Genomic DNA, 18,776 nt, shown 5'->3' with positions numbered 1-18,776 from the left:
TGGAGATGACCCATGAGCAGCTGATGCATCTGCTACATGCTTATGAGATGGATCGGCCCGAGCCGACGTTCTTGCGGCATAACGAGAACCGAACTTATCGGGTGCAGGACAGCGACGGCAAACGGTATCTGCTTCGTATCCATGAACCCTTTGTCCAGGAGATGAAGGGACTGCAGCATACTGAAGCAGGGATTTTGGCAGAACTGGACATGTTGGAGCAGTGGGGACAATGGAGTCGGGATGAAGTACAGGTGCCTGTACGGAACAAGAACGGAGAACTTGTCACGACCTTTGAAACAGATGGACAAAAAATGAATGCATCGCTCCTTACGTGGATGGAAGGCCGGGATCTGAGCCAAGAAGATGTGCAGGATGCCGATATTGCGAAGAAACTGGGCAAGCATATGGCGGAGCTGCATGCTTTTTTCAGGCAGTACAATCCATCCGGCATGGAAGCACGGCCGAGCCAGGGGAAGGCTTACAACAAACGAATGGCGCAGGTCATTCATTCGAGCGTGTCCCAAGTGCTGCTGCTGGAGGGTTTAACGCTTGCAGCGATCATCGGGTTCTATGTCTTTCAGATTGGGAACGAGAAGCATCACGATGGGATGCGTGAGCGAATGCCGATCTTGTGTGCGGAGCGATGCCGGCCTTTTTTGCGAGGAGAACGGATCTTTTATCAATAATCTTAAAAAGCCTACCGAATCAATGTGAGGGAGAGAACAAATGGGAACGTTAACGCTTAAACGTTTTAACGGCATTGAACAATTCCGATTGGTGAATTCCAATGTTTTTGCCGTCAGAAACGATGATGGTACGATTATGTTATGGTTTGAAACGGAGACAGACCCTGCGGCCATAATGTCTGTTGAGGATACGGCGGAGCTTTCCATGAATCCGGATGCGGAAATAACGTTGATCCTTGAACATCTTGCCCTCAAAGAATTCAAGGCCATGTCATACGAACTTATAAACGGATACAATCCGAAAACGAGAAGTCTGGATGCGAGGCTCTATTATTTCGAGCATGAGGCAGTTAATGAAAACACCGTAGAACTGGAGTATAGAGACAAGGGCGTTTTTTATCTCAAGTGGGCAGGGAGAACGACAGACATCAGCTATTACGATGGCAGTAAACCAGATACGATTCTTGAAGTAGAAGGGGAGTTTATTTTAAAGGATTATGAGAAATGGAATTGATTGGAGCATATCACCATCAAGGAGGGAATTTGAGTTTGGTCTTAAGACTGCGTTCGAATAAGATGGTTGAGTACGGACTCGTATGTGAAAGCAAGGAAGAAAAGAGGCGTAACGAGGAGGATCAATAGATGAAAACCAATAACTATTCCGCCATATCCAGCGGGATTATCGGGTTGTCCATCATTATAGGAAGCTGGATTTTCGTAAGCAATCAACCAGAGTCGATCATCGTGGACACAAGCGTCCCAACCGTCGCGTCGTCGTCTAATCCTAATGAATACGGGCCAATTTTAAGTATCGCTGAGGCGGCCGATTATCTGAATCTCTCGGAAAACGATGTTCAAAATATTATCGCTTCCGAACAGAAGAAACTAAATGATAATGGAACTTTTCCAGGAACGATGTTCCCCTATTTCAAAATCGGCGAGGTGATATATGTGAGCAAAGAAGGATTGGCTGTGTGGCTTGCAGATACGATCGAGCAAAAGAGACAGTATCTTAACGGCACCGTGCTGCAATAAAGAGTAAAGGATATGGCGATATGAAAAATACATAGATGAAGGAGACCTTTGCATGCCGGAGCGTGAAGAAATTCTTTCTGGAGGAAACGTGAATCACGTCGTCCGAATTGGAGGAACAGTGCGCCGCAGCGTCCAATCCAATTCGTATGTACATGAACTGCTGCAGCATCTTGAAAAGGTGGGTTATCCGAATACGCCCAGGTTTAGGGGGATGGATGAGAAGGGGCGAGAAATTCTGACGTATCTGGAGGGCGTAGTTCCGGGAAACGATTATCCCGAAATAGACGGAACTATGTGGTCGGATGAAGTACTGGTTTCGCTTGCAACCCTTCTTAGAAGCTACCATGATGCAACCGTCGGCTTCAAGTCATCGGTGGACTCCCTACAGGCTTACCCTGATCCTTCCTTGCATGAGGTGGTTTGCCATAACGATGCGGCCTTGTATAACGTCGTTTTTGACGGAGAACATCCCGTTGGTCTGATTGACTTCGATATGGCAGGTCCGGGGCCTCGCATTTGGGACATCGTGTATATGTTGTATACATCGGTTCCTTTATCGGGTATTTCACCAGGAGGTGAGGATCGCGTTGTCGTGGAGTATGACTCCAAGGTTCATGCTGCCGAACGGGGAAGACGCATCGGACTTTTTTTAGATGCTTATGGTATTTTAGTGCCCGGCAGTCTTAAAGCATGGGTAATCTCCCGAATTCAGCACATGTGTACAACGTTGTCCGAGCGCGCAGCTGCTGGAGAGGCCGCATTCGTCAAAATGGTGGAAGAAGGCCATCTTGATCATTACCAGAAAGAGGTAGAGTTTCTGAAACAGCATTTTGATGAATGGTGGCAGGAAGAGCGGATATGACCTTGGAAGGAGAGGGCAGACAATGTACATTCACAGAAATCTTGAAAATATCGATTTGGAAACGATATGTACTTTTCCGCAGAACGAGGAGGACTTTACTATATCAGTCCCCGATTTACATACCCGCTAACGCCCGATCAAATTCTGAATCTCTTGCAGGATCGCCACGAGCCGACGGTTGTTCTGAATAAACATACGAATGAAGCTGTGGCCTATGCAAACATATACGGAAACGACCCTGCCGAAAGGACGTGTTGGCTTGGCAATGTGATCGTCTCACCCGGGTATCGGGGCACAGGGGCGGCGCCATTTTTGATTGGCGTCATGCTGGACAAAGCGAAAAACAGCCTGGGCAGCCAAACGCTCCGTTTGGCCTGCCATAGCACCAATTCACGAGGATTGGCTTTTTACGCCAAGCAGGGTTTCAAACCTTTTGATCTCCGTATAACAAAGACGGAAGAGAAGTCGATGATCACTATACACATGGTTAAGGGATTGATTTAGGGTCCTGAGTAGGTGGTGGGAAGATGGCCTCTGAGGACGAGACTGGTATTTTACGAAAAGCAAAAAGCGAGGAGAACGGTCGATGAGAGCGTACATACAGACGAATGCAAATGGTGACTTTTATAACGTCAATGCCTTTATCGCCAATGAAGGATTCACCGCACTGGGCTGGGAAACGGTCAAGTACCATAATATTGCCGGTATTCAGGAGAGGCATCCGGAACATGTCGTCGTGGGCGGCATCGGCAATGTAAGAAAACGACTGGAACAATTGGGGCTGGCCGGCAACCGCGAGGAAATCGATTATCCAGCCTCTTTGGCCGGCTATTTGGGCCGGAAGGTGTGGGTTACGACGATGCGGGAGCTGTTCAAGGATCAGGAGCACTGGAATGTATTCGTCAAACCGAAGGATGTCACCAAAAAGTTTGCTGGAACCGTCGTGAAGGAATATAAAGATTTTATCGGACTCATGGATGATCAGGAAGATGCCGCAGTCTGGTGTTCCGAAGTGGTGGACTTCGTGACGGAATGGCGTTGTTTTATTCGATACGGAGAGATCCTGGATATCCGCCGATATAAAGGGGCGTGGGATTCCAAGCTGGACGTCAACGTCATACGAAACGCGGTCAACGATTTTAAGGATGCCCCGGCGGCTTATGGCATGGACTTTGGCATCGACAAGGAAGGCCATATGAAGCTGGTGGAAATCAACGATGGTCATTCGCTGGGGACATACGGCATCGGGGCTTTGGATTATGCCAAATTCCTATCGGCCAGATGGGCGGAACTTACAGGCACGACGGACGAACTGCGAAGCCTTTAACGAAGGGACTGGCTGACAGTTATGAAAAACAGAATACAGGTTTAATTCAAAGTTCATGATGCCGATGCTGCGCGTTGTGAGCGATGAACACCTGGATGGCAGCCGCAGTTGCGGCTGTCTTTTTGTTTCTTTTACCCATAAACGACGGTCCAAAATAAAAAAGGCATTGACCAAAAGAGTGTATAGTGTATATATTATACATATACAGTATATACACGGATACACCGCAAGGAGGTTACAGGCATAAAAGTCATCATATCGAACGCGTCGACCGATCCCATCTACGTTCAGATCATCAGCCAGATTCGGCAGAGCATCCTGAGCGGCGAATTGGCCCCGGGGGACAGCCTGCCTTCCATTCGGCAGTTGGCCAAGGATTTGCAGGTCAGCGTCATCACGACGAAGCGGGCCTACGAGGAATTGGAAAAGGAGCAGCTGATCGACTCGGTTCTGGGCAAGGGGTCCTTTGTGTCGGGAGCCAATACGGATTTTATCCGGGAACAGCGCATGAAACGGCTGGAAGCCAAAATGCTGGACGTCATCCGCGAGAGCAAGGAATTAAGCATGAGCAGGCAGGAAGTCATTGAGCACTTCCAATTATTGTTTGAGGAGGAACGCACAGAATGAATGCCATTGAAGCACGCCATCTCACCAAAAGGTACCCTCAGTTTACCGTGGACAATGTGTCCCTGAACGTGAAGAAAGGATATATCACCGGCTTGATCGGCCCGAACGGCGTCGGCAAAAGCACGGTGATCAAAATGATTCTCGGCCTGGTTCGCCCAGACCAAGGAAACGTGAAAATATTCGGCAGGGACATGTCCAAGCATGAAGTAGAGATCAAGCAGCGTATCGGGATTGTATCCGATGAATGCTTTTATTACGAGCATCTGAATATCCGTGACCTGAAAAAAATGATCGCCCCCTTCTACGACCGCTGGAATGAAGGGAAATTTAACGATTTGCTGGAGCAGTTCGAGCTGTCTCCCCGGAAGAAGGTCGAGGAGCTGTCCAAAGGTATGAAAATCAAGCTGGCGCTGGCCCTTGCGCTATCCCACGATGCCGAGCTTCTGATCATGGACGAACCGACCTCCGGGCTGGACCCCGTGTTCCGCCGGGAGATGCTGGACCTGCTTGCGGATATGATGCAAGACGAGAACAAGTCGATCATGTTCTCAACGCATATCACGACGGATCTCGACCGCATCGCGGATTACATTGCCTTCATTCATCGCGGCAAGCTGGTGTTCAATGAAGCCAAAGAGGAAGTGCTGGAGCGGTACGCCATCGTCAAAGGAGGCCCGGAGCTGCTGGATGCGGACATTCGCAGCGAATTCGTCGGCATTCGCGAGACGGCGATTGGTTTTGAAGGATTGGTAAATAACCGGAGTCACGCCAAACGATTGTTCGAGCATGATGCTTTGCTGGAGAAACCTTCGCTGGAGGACATCATGTATTTCACGGCAAAAGGAGGACGCATTCATGCTTAACCTGCTTCGCAAAGATTTTATCGCGCTTAAGAGCTCGCAATGGACGGTGCTCCTGTATTTGGTTGTTTTCAGCGTGACGTTCATTCCGAGCATGGAGTTGTCCTTCCATTATGTCGGCATCTATACCGCGTTTGGTTCCGTCATGCTGGCGACGATGATCGATATCAAAAACCACAACCACAATTTTCTCGTCACGCTGCCGATTAGCCGCAAGCAGATCGTGCGAGCGAAATACATGATGGCGATCCTGTACTCGCTGTTCGGCATACTGGCCTCCTTTGTCATCCATGCCGCCGTGGCACGGTTTGCGCCGGAGTACAGCTTGAACAAGCCAGATTATACGATGATGGGTATTCTGGTTACGCTGGGCATACTGCTGGTGCTGATTTCGATCTACATGCCTTTGTTTTATTCATTGAGCAAAAAGGGGGCAGGCGTCATCAACGTGGTGTTTTTGGTTGCCATGATTTTGCTGGCTCAGCCGGCGGCGTACTTGCTCAATTTGGCGAATGAACGCAATCTGGTCGGTTTTCCGTTACTGCTTGTCATTGCGATTAGCATTCTGGCACTGTTCATCGCTTCCTTTTATGTGACAGTGTATTTGTTCAAAAGAAAAGATTTGTAGCACGACAGTGATTGTGCCCAGGAGCGTATGCCGGTAAAATATAGATAAAATGGTATACCGCATGTGCCCTTCTGCGATGTTGAATTCATATTTGTACAGGAAAATAGGAAGCCAAGTGTTTGCGCACTTGGTTTTCATGTTTTGGGGGGATCGAATGGGACTCGACTATAACTATAGGCTTATCATTCACAAGGATCAGAAGGAGCGTCTATTCCGTTATGTCCAAGCACATGGGGAGCTGACAGGCACGAACAGCTTTTGCCTTCATTTTGACGTGGACTCCGCGATATTGAAGTATTTGGAGGGAGGGTATTCATTTAGGCCGCATTATGATCAGGATGAAATTGGACGCTCGCTCCTTCCAGGGAATAAGGCAAGAATTGGCGCTATAGAGTATTCGGAAGATCAGCTGGATCACGATCCGGAACGATTGCGTATTCGTTTTGCCGCCGTGACTTCGGATATGAGTCTCATGCTTCAAGAATCGAATGCGGTCAGAAGCTGGTTTGTCGCGTTAAGCAAACATGTGGATGCGATCATTACATACATGGATATGGAAGCCGAGGGGCAGCGGATTATTTACGGAAACGGCAAAGAAGCGTTGCTGGAGTTCAAAGAAGATGGTTTTTCTCAAGGGACCAGGATGGATTTTGTCCGCAGGATGAACGGGTTTGTCAGGCATTGGCCCAGAGAGCTGCAGCGGTACGGGACGCATTATCGTCAGCAGGAGAAGTACTCTCTTATCATCAGGAAAGAGCAGAGAGCAGCCCTGCGTCAATATGTTGAAAATCACGGGCGCATCATGGAAGAGGACGAACTTGTAATCCTTGTAGATCTGGATGCACCCATTATGAAGTATCTGGAAGACGGGTATGGAGAGAACGAGTATGGCGTGTCATACGGTTCGGTCCCTCAATCTCGAAAGGCATTGGCTTATAAGCACATTGGCGAAAATTTAAAAGTGTCGCTAGGCGGGATCCTAGTCGTGGAAGAGGAAATGGAAGGCGAGGAAGACGAAATGATCGTGCATTTCATTCCGCAAAAATGGAAATTGGACGGCGTCTTCTCGCAATCGCTTTCCATCAGGGACTGGTTTCGAGAACTAGGCGCTACGGTTCAGGCCAAGCTGGCTTTTCAGAGCGTATGGTTAGGTGAATACGGACACCGAATTATCCAGGATCAAGATCAACCAACCCATGTAGAATTCACGGGTCATTATGAGCTTGAGGTCGATCATTTTGTGTGGCTTTATCGGATGTTTGCCGAGTATTTCGAACATTTTGCAGATGAGCCGAGTGCTCAGGAGGAATGAACGGAAGGCAGGCGGCAGACGGGTAGAGCGAGTATAGGAGGTGTCCTGCTGTGAGCATGTCGGATTATTATAAAAACTTGAGAGAACAGGTCGGAAACCAGCTGATTTTTATGCCAGGCGTGGCCGGAGTGATCCGTAATGAACATGGTGAAATGTTGTTTGGCAGAAAGCATCATGAAGAGAAGTGGGGCTTGATCGCGGGAGCGATCGAGTTAGGGGAAACGCCGGCGGAAGCCATGATTCGGGAAGCATTCGAAGAAACAGGTTTAACGATTCAACCGAAACGGATTATTGGCGTATATGGCGGAGAAACCTACCGATTTACGTATGCGAACGGGCACCAGGTTGAATATATCACGATTGTGTTTGAGTGTACGATTCGCGAGGGTGAGCTGCAGCGGGAAAACGAAGAGATGAAGCAGCTTCAATTTTTTCCGGAAGATCGCATTCCGCCTATAGCCATAAATTATCCTAGTTCTATTTTTAGTTCTGGCCAGCAAGAACGGGCGGATTTCGATTTGTAGCGAAGAGTAAGATAGCAGCGTTGCCGCCTAGATCACTAAAATAAAATGAGGGCCGCTCCTTCGATCTAGGAGACGACCCTCGTATTATTTTTTGCGATGCCAGGCTTGTCGTTCACTCAGTGATGATGATGCGCATGCGCATCCGGCGCATCGGCTTTGACGGTGCATAACACGGAGGTGTCATGCAGATGTTTCTCGGACTCCACTTGCAGGGTGACGTGTTTGATTTCTTTATGCTCCAGCATATGTTCGATCTTCTGCACAAGCACCTCGGCTTCGTAAATGCTCAGCGTTCCGTCTACCACCACATGGGCGGTCAGTGCATTCAGGTTGCTCGTGATGGACCAAACGTGTACGTCATGCACGCCTTTTACGCCGTCGACTTGTTGGATCGTCTCTACCAGATCGCCCACGTCCACGTTGGCAGGCGTTCCTTCCATCAGCACATTCAGCGCCGATTTGGTGACGTAAAATCCGCTGCGCAGCACCAGTGCAGCTACAATGACGCTGGCGAGCGGATCGGCCCAGCCCCAGCCGAAGAACATCATAAGCAGGGCGGCAGCGATGGCGCCGATGGAGCCCAGCATGTCGCTGATGACGTGCAGGTAGGCACCGCGCATGTTCAGGTTATGGTCCGTATCGCTTCCACGCATCATGATCCACGCGACCAGAATGTTGACGAGCAGGCCGATGACGCTGATGATCAACATGCCGAGCGTGGCGACTTCGGGCGGATGGAGGAAGCGCTCGATGGCTTCATAGAAAATGTACAAGGAAATGGCGATAAGCGTAATCCCGTTCAGAGCGGCGGCCAGTATTTCAAAGCGGCGATAGCCGAACGTTTTGCCCATATTGACGGCTTTTGCGCCAAACGTGAATGCGAGCAGCGCCACGCCAAGCGCAATGGCATCGGACAGCATGTGACCCGCATCGGAGATCAGGGCCAGGCTGTTGGTCATAAAACCGCCGATGGCCTCGACGATCATATAACCCGTAATGATGATGAAAGAGAATAAAAGCACTTTTTTGTTGGCGTTCGCTCCATGGTGGTGATGCCCATGGTCATGCTGATGATCGTGTTGCTGTGCGGACATTGAAATCCTCTCCTTTGTAATGCATTGTTTCGGTTATGATTGTGATTGAGTGTAAATCAATGAAAACCATTTTGCATGAACATATGAGCGTTCATTCATATGTTTTGTTATCCTTATTATAGGAGGGTTCTATACCAGTGTCAACCAAATGGGAGAACAATTATGCCAAGTATGTGGATTTTCTGGAGGCTTCCGGCGATGGACATTAGTTTTATTAGACATGGACATGCGGAACATCTGCTGGATTACCCGCATCGGTTGAATACGACGCATCCTGGCCTTACGCCACAGGGGAAACGACAGGTGGAGCACTTGCGTGCCAGATGTTTTATCCACCCTAATGATGCAATCCTTATAAGTCCGACAAAAAGAACGATTGAAACGGCATTCATTTTGGTGGGAAGCAATCATCCGGGGATGATCGTTACGCCGCTCGTCGGGCCGAGAATGCTTCCACAGCATCCGGAGTATTCGTTTTTAGCATGCGACCGCATCTATTCCCGAGAAGAAGTGAGTCTGGCTGTTCCGCAGGCCTACATTTGGGATGGGGAAATGGACTGTTGGGAAGGGGGCGAGGGCATCAACCGGATGGAGCAAAAACGTTTCGAGGCGCAAGCCTCCCGGCTGCTGGAATGGGTGCGAGAAAAGGCTGACCGGGCGTGGATCATCTCGCATGATGGCACGATTACGCATTATCGTTTGCTGTTAGGAGAACAGGGCTTGTCCAGACAGGACTTTCTTGGTGAAGCAGGGATGCATACGATAAGTATTTAGATTCATCGTTTCAAGGCCAAAGCAGCGCATCGTTTATGAATCGGTTTTCGGGAGGCTTGGTTAGCATGGAGGCGGAGTATCAAGGCAGAGGCATGATTACGGATCAAAGTGAGCTGGATGGCAGTTGTTATATTGAAATTTTACCGGGCACTTACCAAGGGAAATGCTGGAATGAAGGCTCGGTTTTCTTTACGGAAGAGACGTTTGCCTATATAGAGACGTCCATAGAACGAGAAGTACCGGCATATGACCATTATGGTTTTAATGTCATTTCCAAGCAGGAATGGGCACGCATATTGAAAAGGCTGGATGTGCTCGCTGCATTGTTGCGGGAACGTCCTTCTATGGAGGCGATTAAACAGCACGTCGATTTTTTCTATGGCGATGGCGAGGAGGAATTCCGTCAATCCTATGATGAGCATATCGCATGGCTGGCTGATTTGGTGCATGGATTTCGGACATGGCTGCGCGAACAGTTGGAGATGCATGAATACATCTCGGTGCTGGGCATTTAGCTGGCATTGCGCCGGTCATTTATGCTACCATCTGTGCAGGCTTGTTGCCGCAGCGCTGAACGCTGCGGCATCGGATGAAACGGGACAAAAGGGGACGAACAACGATATGAAACAACTGCTTGTGGCGGACGATGATGCAAACATCAGGGCGTTGCTGCGGCATGTCATGACGAGAGAAGGATATAAGGTGCACGAAGCGAAGGATGGGCTCGAAGCGGTCAACCTGCTGCAAAAGGAAACCATCGATCTGGCGATCCTCGATATTATGATGCCTGGTATGGACGGACTGGAATTGTGCGATTTCATCCGCCAGAACTACGATCTCCCGATCATGCTGCTTACGGCAAAGGATCAATTGGCGGACAAGCGGGAGGGATATCTGAAAGGGACGGACGAATACGTGACCAAGCCGTTCGAGCCCGAAGAGCTGGTATATCGGGTCCAGGCGCTGTTTCGGCGCTACAATCGCACCTTCAGCGACCTCATTCGCATGAACCGCATCGTCATTGATCGGAAAAACGTAGAAGTGTCGGACGGGCAATCGCTTCTTTTTTTGCCGATGAAGGAGTTTGAGCTGCTCTCGCAATTGGCGCAGTTTCCGGGCCGGTTGTTCTCCCGCGAAGAGCTGATCCGGTTGGTTTGGGGCGAGGACTATGAAGGGGATGACCGTACGGTGGACGTGCACATCAAACGGCTCAGGCAGCGATTTGCCGACTATGCGGATGATTTCGTCATTCAGACGGTACGCGGCATCGGGTACAAGATCGAGGTGAAGTCGCCGTGAGAACGCTGTACTTTCGCGTGTTTCTCATCACGATGGCGGTGATTTTCGCCGGGGCCATGCTTGGTTTTCTTCTATCCAACATATATTACCACGCCAAGCTGAAGCCTTTTAATGACGAGAAGCTGGTGGGCATCGCGGAACAGATGAAACGGTTTGTCGAGCGGGTTCCCGAGGATATGGATGCGTATTTGCACAATGCGGCTGCACTCGGATACGAGATTTATCTAACGAACGGAGAAGGGGACGAACGGTACTACGGGCGCGAGTTTCGCGAGCAGGATCTGAACGGGCGCGCCATCGAACAGGTGCTGGGCGGGCAGATATACCATGGCGTGGCGGAATTTCCGGGCCAGCCGTTCATTTCCGGTTTCTTTGACAATGCGCTCAGCAATACGGTCGGCGTGCCGCTGCACATCGGGCAGGGAAGCTACGCCATGTTCATGCGTCCCGACGTCATACTGCAATTTGGCGAGCTGCGGATTTTTTTCGCCCTGATCGGGCTGCTCGCGGTAGCGATTTGCGTCCTGCTGTTCTTATTCAGCACCCGGTATCTGGTCCAGCCGATCGAACGACTGTCGGAAGCGACGAAACGAATCGCGCAGGGAAACTACAATTTGAAGCTGCCCACTGCCCGCAGGGATGAGATCGGACAGCTGGCCCGGCATTTCATGACGATGAGCGGTGAGCTCGAACGGGTGGACCAGGCGCGGCAGCAGTTCGTATCCAACGTTTCGCACGAGATCCAGTCGCCGCTGACCTCCATTCAGGGTTTTGCCCAACTGCTGGCGAAGCGGGATCTGCCTGTGGATGAACGGGAGCATTACGCTTCGGTCATTGAAGAGGAGAGCCGGCACCTGTCCCGGCTTAGCAAGCAATTGCTGCTGCTGTCCTCGCTGGAGCAGAGCAATGAAGCGATGGACAAGGAACGAATTTCGCTGCGCGGCCATATTCGACAAGCCGTGCAAGTGCTGCAGTGGCAGTTGGAGGAAAAGGAGCTGTCACTCCGCATGTCCGTACCGGAAACGATCCAATTATACGGGGATGACGTGCTGCTGATGCAAGTGTGGATGAATCTGCTTGGCAATGCGGTGAACCATCTGCCTTCCGGCAGAAGCATTCACATCCAGGCTGAACAGCGCGATGATGATGTCGTCGTGCAAATTCATGATACGGGCGATGGCATTCCTGCCGAGCACTTGCCGTTTCTGTTCGATCGGTTCTACAGGGTGGATCGGGCGCGGGAACGCTCATCCGGAAGCACGGGCCTCGGGCTGGCGATCGTGCAGAAGATCGTGCGGCTGCATGACGGCACAGTGGAGGTGTCCAGTTCGCCGGAAGGAACGGTGTTTACCGTCACGCTCCCGGGCCAGAAACAATATGGATCAGACTGACTCATTTTTGTCATGTTGGCCTGCTCTTGGGTCCTAGCATGAACCGGATACGACGTTCACCCCCGAGCGGATTGTAATGTGTTATTCATGCGCCGTTCATTTTCGCCTCCTATACTTGAGTCATCAAGAAGGAGGGAAAAACAACGTGTATTTGGCTATTCGTGAAATAAGGTTTGCAAAAGGACGTTATGCGCTGATCGGGGCGATCATGGTGCTGATTTCGTTTCTGGTGCTGTTCGTTACGGGACTGGCTCAAGGGCTCGCCTACGACAATGCGGCATCGATCAAAAATATGGCAGCAACCCACTTTGTGTTGGAGCAGGATTCGAATCATCGCTTTACACGCTCCCAGGTGAATCAGGAGCAGGTCGATCAAGCGGGCTCCTTGGCGGGACAAGGCAATGCCGAATCGCTGGGCGTGAAAATGACGACGGTCAGCCCGTCAGGGGAAACGACGAAGGTTGACGTGGCGCTATTTACGGTTCACCCGAAGGGCTGGCTGGCTCCGACAGTAACGGAGGGGACTCCCATGGCTGAATTGCGGCAGGGGCAGGTCATTGTGGACCGGAAGCTGGAAGAGTCCGGCGTGAAGATCGGCACGGTGCTGGTCGATCAGGCCTCGGACAAGGAGTGGACGGTGAGCGGGTTCGTAAACGACGAATCGTTCAGCCATGCGCCGGTGGTTTATTTGACCGACGAAGATTGGCGGGAACTTCGGGGGCCGGCGCGGAATGCTGAAGGAGCGGCATCTGCGCAATCTCTCGTATACAACGCGATTGCCGTCAAGGGTGCAGACATGGATGCCGAACGTCTGGCGGCTGCCGTACCCGGCACCGAAGTAATCACGAAATCCGAAGCGATTTCGGCCATCCCCGGTTACAAAGAGGAGCAAGGTTCTCTCCTGATGATGATTGCATTTTTGTACGTGATTTCGGCCTTTGTGCTCGCCGTTTTCTTTTACGTCATCACGATCCAAAAAACGAGCCAATTCGGCATTCTGAAAGCCATCGGGACCCGGAACGGGTATCTTGCCGGAAGCGTTACGCTCCAGATATTGCTGCTTTCCGTCGGCAGTTTGGCGATCAGCGTGTTGTTGGTCCGATTGTTCGAGTCGGTTTTGCCAGCTTCGATGCCATTCCAACTCGGCGCTTCCACGCTAACCCTGACTTGCGTGCTGTTCTTGGCCATGTCGCTGGCGGGATCGCTGTTTTCGGTATGGAAGGTCACCAGAATTGACGCATTGGATGCGATTGGGAGGACGGCAGCATGAGTAACCGACTGGAAATGCACAGCATAACGCATGCCTTCGAAGATGGAGGCAGCAAACGCACGATCCTGGACAAGCTGGAGCTGAAGGTGAAAGAAGGGGAATTGGTAGCGGTCATGGGTCCGTCGGGCTCCGGAAAAAGCACGTTCCTGTCCATCGCTGGTGCGCTGCTTGAACCGACGAAAGGACAAGTGCTGCTGGACGGCAAGCCGATCCAAGCCAAAGGCAAGCAGGGGATCGCCGACCTGCGGCTGCAGAAGATCGGATTTATGTTCCAAAGCGCGAATTTGATTCCGTACCTGAAGGTTGATGAGCAGTTGATGCTGATCGCAAAGCTGGCAGGAATGGATCAAGGGCAGGCGGCGAAACGAATCGACGAATTGCTCGAGAAGGTGGGTTTGTCCCACCGCCGCAAAGCGTATGCCGAAAAGCTGTCGGGCGGGGAACGCCAACGGGTTGCGATTGCTCGTGCCCTGATGAACGATCCGGCCGTGCTGCTCGCGGATGAGCCGACCGCCAGCCTGGACGCCGAGCGGGGGCTCGACGTTGTGCGCATGCTGGCTGCTCAAGTGAAGGAGCAGCGCAAGAGCGCGGTCATGGTAACCCATGATGAACGCGTGCTGCCATTCGTGGACCGGGTGCTGTTCTTGAAGAACGGCAAGCTGGCTGCAGAGTAAAGGCGTTAGTTTGAACATGGTTTGAATGAATTTCAACGGTCTCATTGTAGGCATTATCATTAAAGAGTCGCTTCTTCCTTCCGGTTTGGCAGGGGAGGCGGCTTTTTTCCATGCAGCGCAGCACCAGTCCAGAACCAATGCAGGATGAAACAAGTGGAATCCATAATAAGAATAATAAGCAATGGTGAAAAATGGATGGTATAATCTTCAAAATGCGATATGAAGGGGAGAAAGGCATACCGCCAGTTATTCTTTCATTTTCAAGGGGGAATCCGATGCCAGGTTCAAATGATCGAATTCACATTCCACCTATGGTGGAGATTTCAGAGGGCGTTGTTGAATTAAGGGATGATCGAAAAAAGACGCAATGGACCGAGACGATTCTGCCCTTTGAATTAGCAGTTTATCCGGTCACGCAGGAGCTTTATGCTTCCCTTACGCGTACCGGGGAAAACGCCGCTTCATCTTCCGAGGGGCGCATTCCTGTGGTGAATGTGTCCTGGTTCGACGCCATACGTTTCTGTAATGCCATGTCGCAGCAAGCCGGACTGCCCGAATCCTATTGCATTCATGAGGATGGTCAGACGGTCAGATGGAAAAAGGAAGCGGACGGCTATCGGCTCCCCACGGAAGCTGAATGGCAATATGCGTGTAAAGCCGGAACAGCCGGTTACCGATACGGGGAATTGGATGACATCGGTTGGTATGCGCAAAATTCCAACGGCAAGCCCCAGCCCGTGGGCCAGAAAGAACCCAATGCATGGGGACTTTACGACATGCTCGGCAACGTTTGGGAATGGTGCTGGGATCTTTACGATGAGGAGGTTTATGGTTCGTACCGCATTTTTCGCGGAGGAAGCTGGGCGGAAGAGGCGAGAGGCTGCGGTGCGACATGCCGACGGCGCAGTCACCCGACATTCGGGATCGAGGATTTGGGATTTCGCCTGGCGAGGTCGAGGTAGCACATCGGGTTAACCCATACGTTTGTGTTGAAGTTCCAACCATTTTAATCGTTTCGTTCTGGAGGTTATATGAGGAAATATGGGCTAGGTTTGGTGGCTGGGGTGATCGGGCTGCTGCTTGCAGGCTGCTCAAGTGCAAGTCCAACGGTAGAGAGTATGAAGGACGATGCTTCCGGCAGTGCTTTGTCCAGCGGAATGAAGGTGGCAGAGACATTGGATGACCATGTTAACGACGCTCAGGAGCACGGAGCAGCGGCACGAACGGAAGAAGAGAATCATTCTGGAGAATCGAATTCAAATCCGTCGGACGAAGGGCCTGTGATAGCGTCAGCCGTAACGGATACGTCGTATGATAACGTGATTGACCGGTCCTACGGCGTTGACGAGCATTTTGAGTTGTCCGCATCCACGATGGAAATGAATCAGTTTGGGCAGCAATATTCACAGGCTTGGGGGGAGGAGTGGCAGAACGTAATAAGCCAGTTACGGACGTTAATGGATTTTGAAGAGGACCGGGACGCGTTGGATCGGCTTGAACAAAATTATGAAGCATTCGTGGAACAGGCTGCCGTCCTGGAGAAACTTTCTTTTACGGATATTGAGGAACAACCTGCGAATAGAAGCTACGGAACGTTGGCTACGAGTGCGTCCCTTTTGCGAAAGGCTGAATTGATCCGGGAACAGACCTTGGAATTGATTCGTTTATATGAAGAATACCAAGGAAGCGAGAATAGCTATGTTTATGTATTTTCAGAACATGACAAGGTGAACACCGGAGAAGCTAAATAAGCGAAATCAACGTGAAACGAAGAAGGAGGGGGAACGATGAAAATTAGCTGCGCATGCGGTGGCGTCATTGTGGATTCTACCGACAATCTTTCGTATAAAGGTCATCTGATTTCGGATCAGGACTGGGATGATTTGATGGATGCGATGGATCGGGCCATTGAGCAGTCGGGACCTTCTGCGGAAGAGAAAGAGCATGCAGCCATGCATATGCGCAGGTTGTTGTCCAAGCTGGAAAGGACGATATACCAGTGTACGGAATGCGGAGCCTTAATCGTGGATAAAGTTGATGGAGGGTTGGAGCGTTTCGTCAAAACAGAACCTTACACTGGATCGCGAACGCTGGGTTCCGTTTTTGGAGAAGAGTGGAAAGGATTTCTGATCGGGGACTGGAGCGATGAACGAACCGGAGACATCAAAGGATATTTGTGGGGGGATCATCGGTTTAACACGGAATTCCGGGAGTGGACAGAGTTAAAGGCAGCCTATGATTCTGCTTTCAACGAACAGGAACAGCGGCAGCGCCTTCGGTCGGCCACACTGAAAAGAAATGACGTCCTCATCCATACCTGGCAAAGTGACGTCATCTTATAGTTCAAGTTGGACTGGTGAGATTATGGGGTTGTGACTGATTGCAATCAGACATAACAGGAGCGTGTCATTATGAAAATCATTTTGGTCAGGCATGGGAGCGATGAGGAAGGATACCGGGGTGGATGGAGCAGCCGGGGCTTGACGAATGAAGGTATTCGGCAATCGGAGCGGCTTGCTGAACATTTACAGCGCCAAGCGAGTCTGCTGAGCAGCGACCTCACGCGTGCTGCCCAGACGGTCAAGGTGCTTGAACAAGGGGTGGGGTTAAAAGCCGAATTGTTGCCGGCATGGCGTGAAATGAATAACGGCTTGCTGGCCGGAATACCGCATTCGGAAGCAGAAGCCAAGTATCCCGGCGTGTATTTCAATACGCTGGAGATGGATACCCCTTTTCCGGGCGGCGAAACCCCGGCGCATTTTTACGAGAGAATTACGCGAGCATTCGATGAATTGTGCGCCAAGCTTGCAGTGCGGCAGATTGAATCCAACGTTATGCTCGTCACCCATGGTGGCGTCATTAACGCGTTATATTATCATTTATCCGGAGAACGGTGGACGAATCGGGTTCCTTTTTTTCCGGCAGAGCATACAAGTATGCATGTCATTGAGCAGAGGCAGGATCAGTGGGTCGTGAGCGAGAAAAATAGTAAAAGCCATTTGTGAGTATATGTTATCCCTAAACGAATAAAACGAAAAAGAAAGGGTGTTCGCGCAATATGACTCAGGAAAAAAGCGAAGCCAGAACCTGTGCCGGGGGCCACGTGTATTACAAAACAAGCGATTGCCCGACCTGTCCGGTCTGCGAGCAGGAACGGAAACCCCGGGACGGATTCCTGGCACAGTTGTCCGCGCCAGCCCGACGGGCATTGGCAGGGGAGGGAATCACGGATTTAGACAAACTGTCCGCCCATACCGAAAAAGAAATCCTGAAGCTGCACGGCATCGGCCCCTCTTCCATGCCCAAGCTCAGACAATCGCTTGCTGAGGCCGGATTGTCCTTCAAGGAGAACACGCCTTAGTCCAGCACTGCAGCCAATTGCCCAACATCGGTCAAGTACAGCTTGCTTCCTTCGCTTAAGAGCAATTGATGCTGGCGAAAGCTTTGCCGCGCGGCCTGCAATGGTTGGGAATCTTCATTTACAAATGAAATGCGCTGCCCTTTGGTCAGACGGCCGGGCTTATCCTGTTTTTTCAAAACGAAGAAACCATGCTTGCCATACCCCGCGTCGAACAGGAAGTGGTAACCATCCGTGCAGAACCCGGAAGAGCCCGACAGGCCAGGATTGATGAACGTGGTCTGCGGGCGATGGGTGCCGCCTCTAATCAGGCCAAGCTTGAAATCCGCGTAATAGTAGAACCAAACTTCCTGTTCGTTCACGACGTTCAAGGCATAACAATCTGCGATGTCGGCTGCTTGATTTTCGAAGCGTTTGTTGCCTTGATCGTCCCAGGCAATAAGTCCTTGTGCCCCAACGGGTTCACCCCAGCCATAATTGCCGAATACCCCCTCGTCGAAGTACCCGGTCCAGATCGTGCCATCCTCCGTCACCTGAACATCTTGGATGCCGTCTCCCAGCAAAAATTCACGAACCGTAATTCCTTCGGCATCGATGACTTTGGCGTTGAGATCATGCTTGCCGTCCCCATAACGCGTGCAGCGTGCGCCAACCAGGAGCAAATGCTCACCCAGAGGCTGCAAGTAATGATAGTTGAACGTTTGTCCCCAGAGCAGCACTTCCTGAATGCAGGAATCCCCGATGATCAACGCTTTGTACGTCCGGAATTGCCGCAGCTTGGCTGGAACGAACATGCCCTCTTCTCTTTCGGGGATGCGGTCGATCAGCAGCACGTAAATCCGGCCATCTCCGCCGAGTTGGGTCGATACCACTTCGTATCCCTCCGTGTACGCAGCGATGTCGTGCAGGGGATGCAGTTTTATTTTTGGGTTAGCCATAGGCCATTCTCCTCTCTTATTTCTCCGAATCAATACCGTTCCCACAAAATGCATACATTCATTATGGCGCCGGAATTGTGCACAGAACATGGCAAAAGTATAGCGATATCAAGAAGG

General features: G+C 51.0%; 24 protein-coding genes. 22 read left to right on the top strand and 2 right to left on the bottom strand.

Going from position 1 to position 18,776, the window contains the following annotated elements:
- The first annotated feature begins 5 nt into the window (after positions 1-5).
- From RSX24_RS05330 to RSX24_RS05280, 11 genes are all read left to right on the top strand, one after another.
- The gene (locus RSX24_RS05330; protein WP_343259875.1) at positions 6-686 is read left to right on the top strand and encodes a phosphotransferase; all 681 of its coding nucleotides are present in this window, start codon (positions 6-8) and stop codon (positions 684-686) included.
- Between the two features lie 40 nt (positions 687-726).
- Positions 727-1,200 (top strand): hypothetical protein, encoded by a 474-nt coding sequence (locus RSX24_RS05325; protein WP_343259874.1) that lies wholly within the window; start codon positions 727-729, stop codon positions 1,198-1,200.
- Positions 1,201-1,328: 128 nt separating this feature from the next.
- A complete protein-coding gene (locus RSX24_RS05320) occupies positions 1,329-1,721 on the top strand; it encodes a helix-turn-helix domain-containing protein (protein ID WP_236416221.1) in 393 nt (130 codons plus the stop codon).
- A 52-nt stretch (positions 1,722-1,773) separates the two neighbouring features.
- Positions 1,774-2,583 (top strand): phosphotransferase, encoded by an 810-nt coding sequence (locus RSX24_RS05315; protein ID WP_343259873.1) that lies wholly within the window; start codon positions 1,774-1,776, stop codon positions 2,581-2,583.
- Positions 2,584-2,649: 66 nt separating this feature from the next.
- Entirely contained in the window at positions 2,650-3,087 is a 438-nt protein-coding gene (locus tag RSX24_RS05310; RefSeq protein WP_343259872.1) for a GNAT family N-acetyltransferase, read from the top strand.
- 82 nt (positions 3,088-3,169) lie between these two features.
- The gene (locus tag RSX24_RS05305) at positions 3,170-3,910 is read left to right on the top strand and encodes an ATP-grasp domain-containing protein (protein WP_343259871.1); all 741 of its coding nucleotides are present in this window, start codon (positions 3,170-3,172) and stop codon (positions 3,908-3,910) included.
- Positions 3,911-4,153: 243 nt separating this feature from the next.
- On the top strand, positions 4,154-4,537 hold the full coding sequence (locus tag RSX24_RS05300) for a GntR family transcriptional regulator (protein WP_236416347.1): 384 nt from the start codon (positions 4,154-4,156) through the stop codon (positions 4,535-4,537).
- On the top strand, positions 4,534-5,400 hold the full coding sequence (locus RSX24_RS05295) for an ABC transporter ATP-binding protein (protein ID WP_343259870.1): 867 nt from the start codon (positions 4,534-4,536) through the stop codon (positions 5,398-5,400). Before RSX24_RS05300 ends, RSX24_RS05295 begins: the two co-directional genes overlap by 4 nt.
- Complete coding sequence (locus RSX24_RS05290) at positions 5,393-6,025, top strand: ABC-2 transporter permease (protein ID WP_343259869.1); 633 nt, start codon at positions 5,393-5,395, stop codon at positions 6,023-6,025. Before RSX24_RS05295 ends, RSX24_RS05290 begins: the two co-directional genes overlap by 8 nt.
- A gap of 154 nt (positions 6,026-6,179) precedes the next feature.
- Entirely contained in the window at positions 6,180-7,337 is a 1,158-nt protein-coding gene (locus RSX24_RS05285; protein WP_343259868.1) for a hypothetical protein, read from the top strand.
- Between the two features lie 56 nt (positions 7,338-7,393).
- On the top strand, positions 7,394-7,861 hold the full coding sequence (locus RSX24_RS05280; RefSeq protein ID WP_343260064.1) for an NUDIX domain-containing protein: 468 nt from the start codon (positions 7,394-7,396) through the stop codon (positions 7,859-7,861).
- A gap of 116 nt (positions 7,862-7,977) precedes the next feature.
- Here the strand turns inward: RSX24_RS05280 and RSX24_RS05275 are convergent, their stop codons facing one another.
- Complete coding sequence (locus RSX24_RS05275; protein ID WP_236416207.1) at positions 7,978-8,955, bottom strand: cation diffusion facilitator family transporter; 978 nt, start codon at positions 8,953-8,955, stop codon at positions 7,978-7,980.
- A gap of 198 nt (positions 8,956-9,153) precedes the next feature.
- On the opposite strand from RSX24_RS05275, the gene RSX24_RS05270 reads away from it, so the two are divergent.
- The 11 genes from RSX24_RS05270 (at position 9,154) to RSX24_RS05220 (ending at position 17,724) form a co-directional block, all read left to right on the top strand.
- On the top strand, positions 9,154-9,729 hold the full coding sequence (locus RSX24_RS05270; protein WP_343259867.1) for a histidine phosphatase family protein: 576 nt from the start codon (positions 9,154-9,156) through the stop codon (positions 9,727-9,729).
- A 65-nt stretch (positions 9,730-9,794) separates the two neighbouring features.
- On the top strand, positions 9,795-10,244 hold the full coding sequence (locus tag RSX24_RS05265) for a hypothetical protein (protein ID WP_343259866.1): 450 nt from the start codon (positions 9,795-9,797) through the stop codon (positions 10,242-10,244).
- A gap of 106 nt (positions 10,245-10,350) precedes the next feature.
- Positions 10,351-11,028, top strand: coding sequence for a response regulator transcription factor (locus RSX24_RS05260; RefSeq protein WP_236416345.1), 678 nt, complete (start codon positions 10,351-10,353; stop codon positions 11,026-11,028).
- The gene (locus tag RSX24_RS05255; RefSeq protein ID WP_343259865.1) at positions 11,025-12,419 is read left to right on the top strand and encodes a sensor histidine kinase; all 1,395 of its coding nucleotides are present in this window, start codon (positions 11,025-11,027) and stop codon (positions 12,417-12,419) included. The genes RSX24_RS05260 and RSX24_RS05255 overlap by 4 nt, the downstream gene beginning before the upstream one ends.
- Before the next feature lie 145 nt (positions 12,420-12,564).
- Positions 12,565-13,689: an ABC transporter permease gene (locus tag RSX24_RS05250; RefSeq protein WP_343259864.1), complete on the top strand. Its 1,125-nt coding sequence runs from the start codon at positions 12,565-12,567 to the stop codon at positions 13,687-13,689.
- The gene (locus RSX24_RS05245; protein ID WP_343259863.1) at positions 13,686-14,363 is read left to right on the top strand and encodes an ABC transporter ATP-binding protein; all 678 of its coding nucleotides are present in this window, start codon (positions 13,686-13,688) and stop codon (positions 14,361-14,363) included. Before RSX24_RS05250 ends, RSX24_RS05245 begins: the two co-directional genes overlap by 4 nt.
- Before the next feature lie 275 nt (positions 14,364-14,638).
- Positions 14,639-15,325 (top strand): formylglycine-generating enzyme family protein, encoded by a 687-nt coding sequence (locus RSX24_RS05240; protein WP_343259862.1) that lies wholly within the window; start codon positions 14,639-14,641, stop codon positions 15,323-15,325.
- 69 nt (positions 15,326-15,394) lie between these two features.
- The gene (locus tag RSX24_RS05235) at positions 15,395-16,114 is read left to right on the top strand and encodes a hypothetical protein (RefSeq protein ID WP_343259861.1); all 720 of its coding nucleotides are present in this window, start codon (positions 15,395-15,397) and stop codon (positions 16,112-16,114) included.
- A 36-nt stretch (positions 16,115-16,150) separates the two neighbouring features.
- Complete coding sequence (locus tag RSX24_RS05230; RefSeq protein WP_343259860.1) at positions 16,151-16,705, top strand: DUF8617 domain-containing protein; 555 nt, start codon at positions 16,151-16,153, stop codon at positions 16,703-16,705.
- A gap of 69 nt (positions 16,706-16,774) precedes the next feature.
- Positions 16,775-17,368 carry a histidine phosphatase family protein gene (locus RSX24_RS05225; protein WP_343259859.1) on the top strand — a complete coding sequence of 198 codons (594 nt, stop codon included), beginning with the start codon at positions 16,775-16,777 and terminating at the stop codon, positions 17,366-17,368.
- 53 nt (positions 17,369-17,421) lie between these two features.
- Positions 17,422-17,724: an RNA polymerase alpha subunit C-terminal domain-containing protein gene (locus tag RSX24_RS05220; protein WP_343259858.1), complete on the top strand. Its 303-nt coding sequence runs from the start codon at positions 17,422-17,424 to the stop codon at positions 17,722-17,724.
- Here the strand turns inward: RSX24_RS05220 and RSX24_RS05215 are convergent.
- A complete protein-coding gene (locus tag RSX24_RS05215) occupies positions 17,721-18,659 on the bottom strand; it encodes a YxiH-YxzG fusion protein (RefSeq protein WP_343259857.1) in 939 nt (312 codons plus the stop codon). The genes RSX24_RS05220 and RSX24_RS05215 overlap by 4 nt on opposite strands.
- Positions 18,660-18,776 lie beyond the last annotated feature (117 nt).

Origin of the sequence: Paenibacillus hubeiensis, from assembly GCF_032334105.1 — a bacterium.
Taxonomy (GTDB): domain Bacteria; phylum Bacillota; class Bacilli; order Paenibacillales; family Paenibacillaceae; genus Paenibacillus; species Paenibacillus hubeiensis.
Note: the sequence above shows the minus strand (reverse complement) of the source record. Positions and strands in the feature narration are given on the sequence as shown.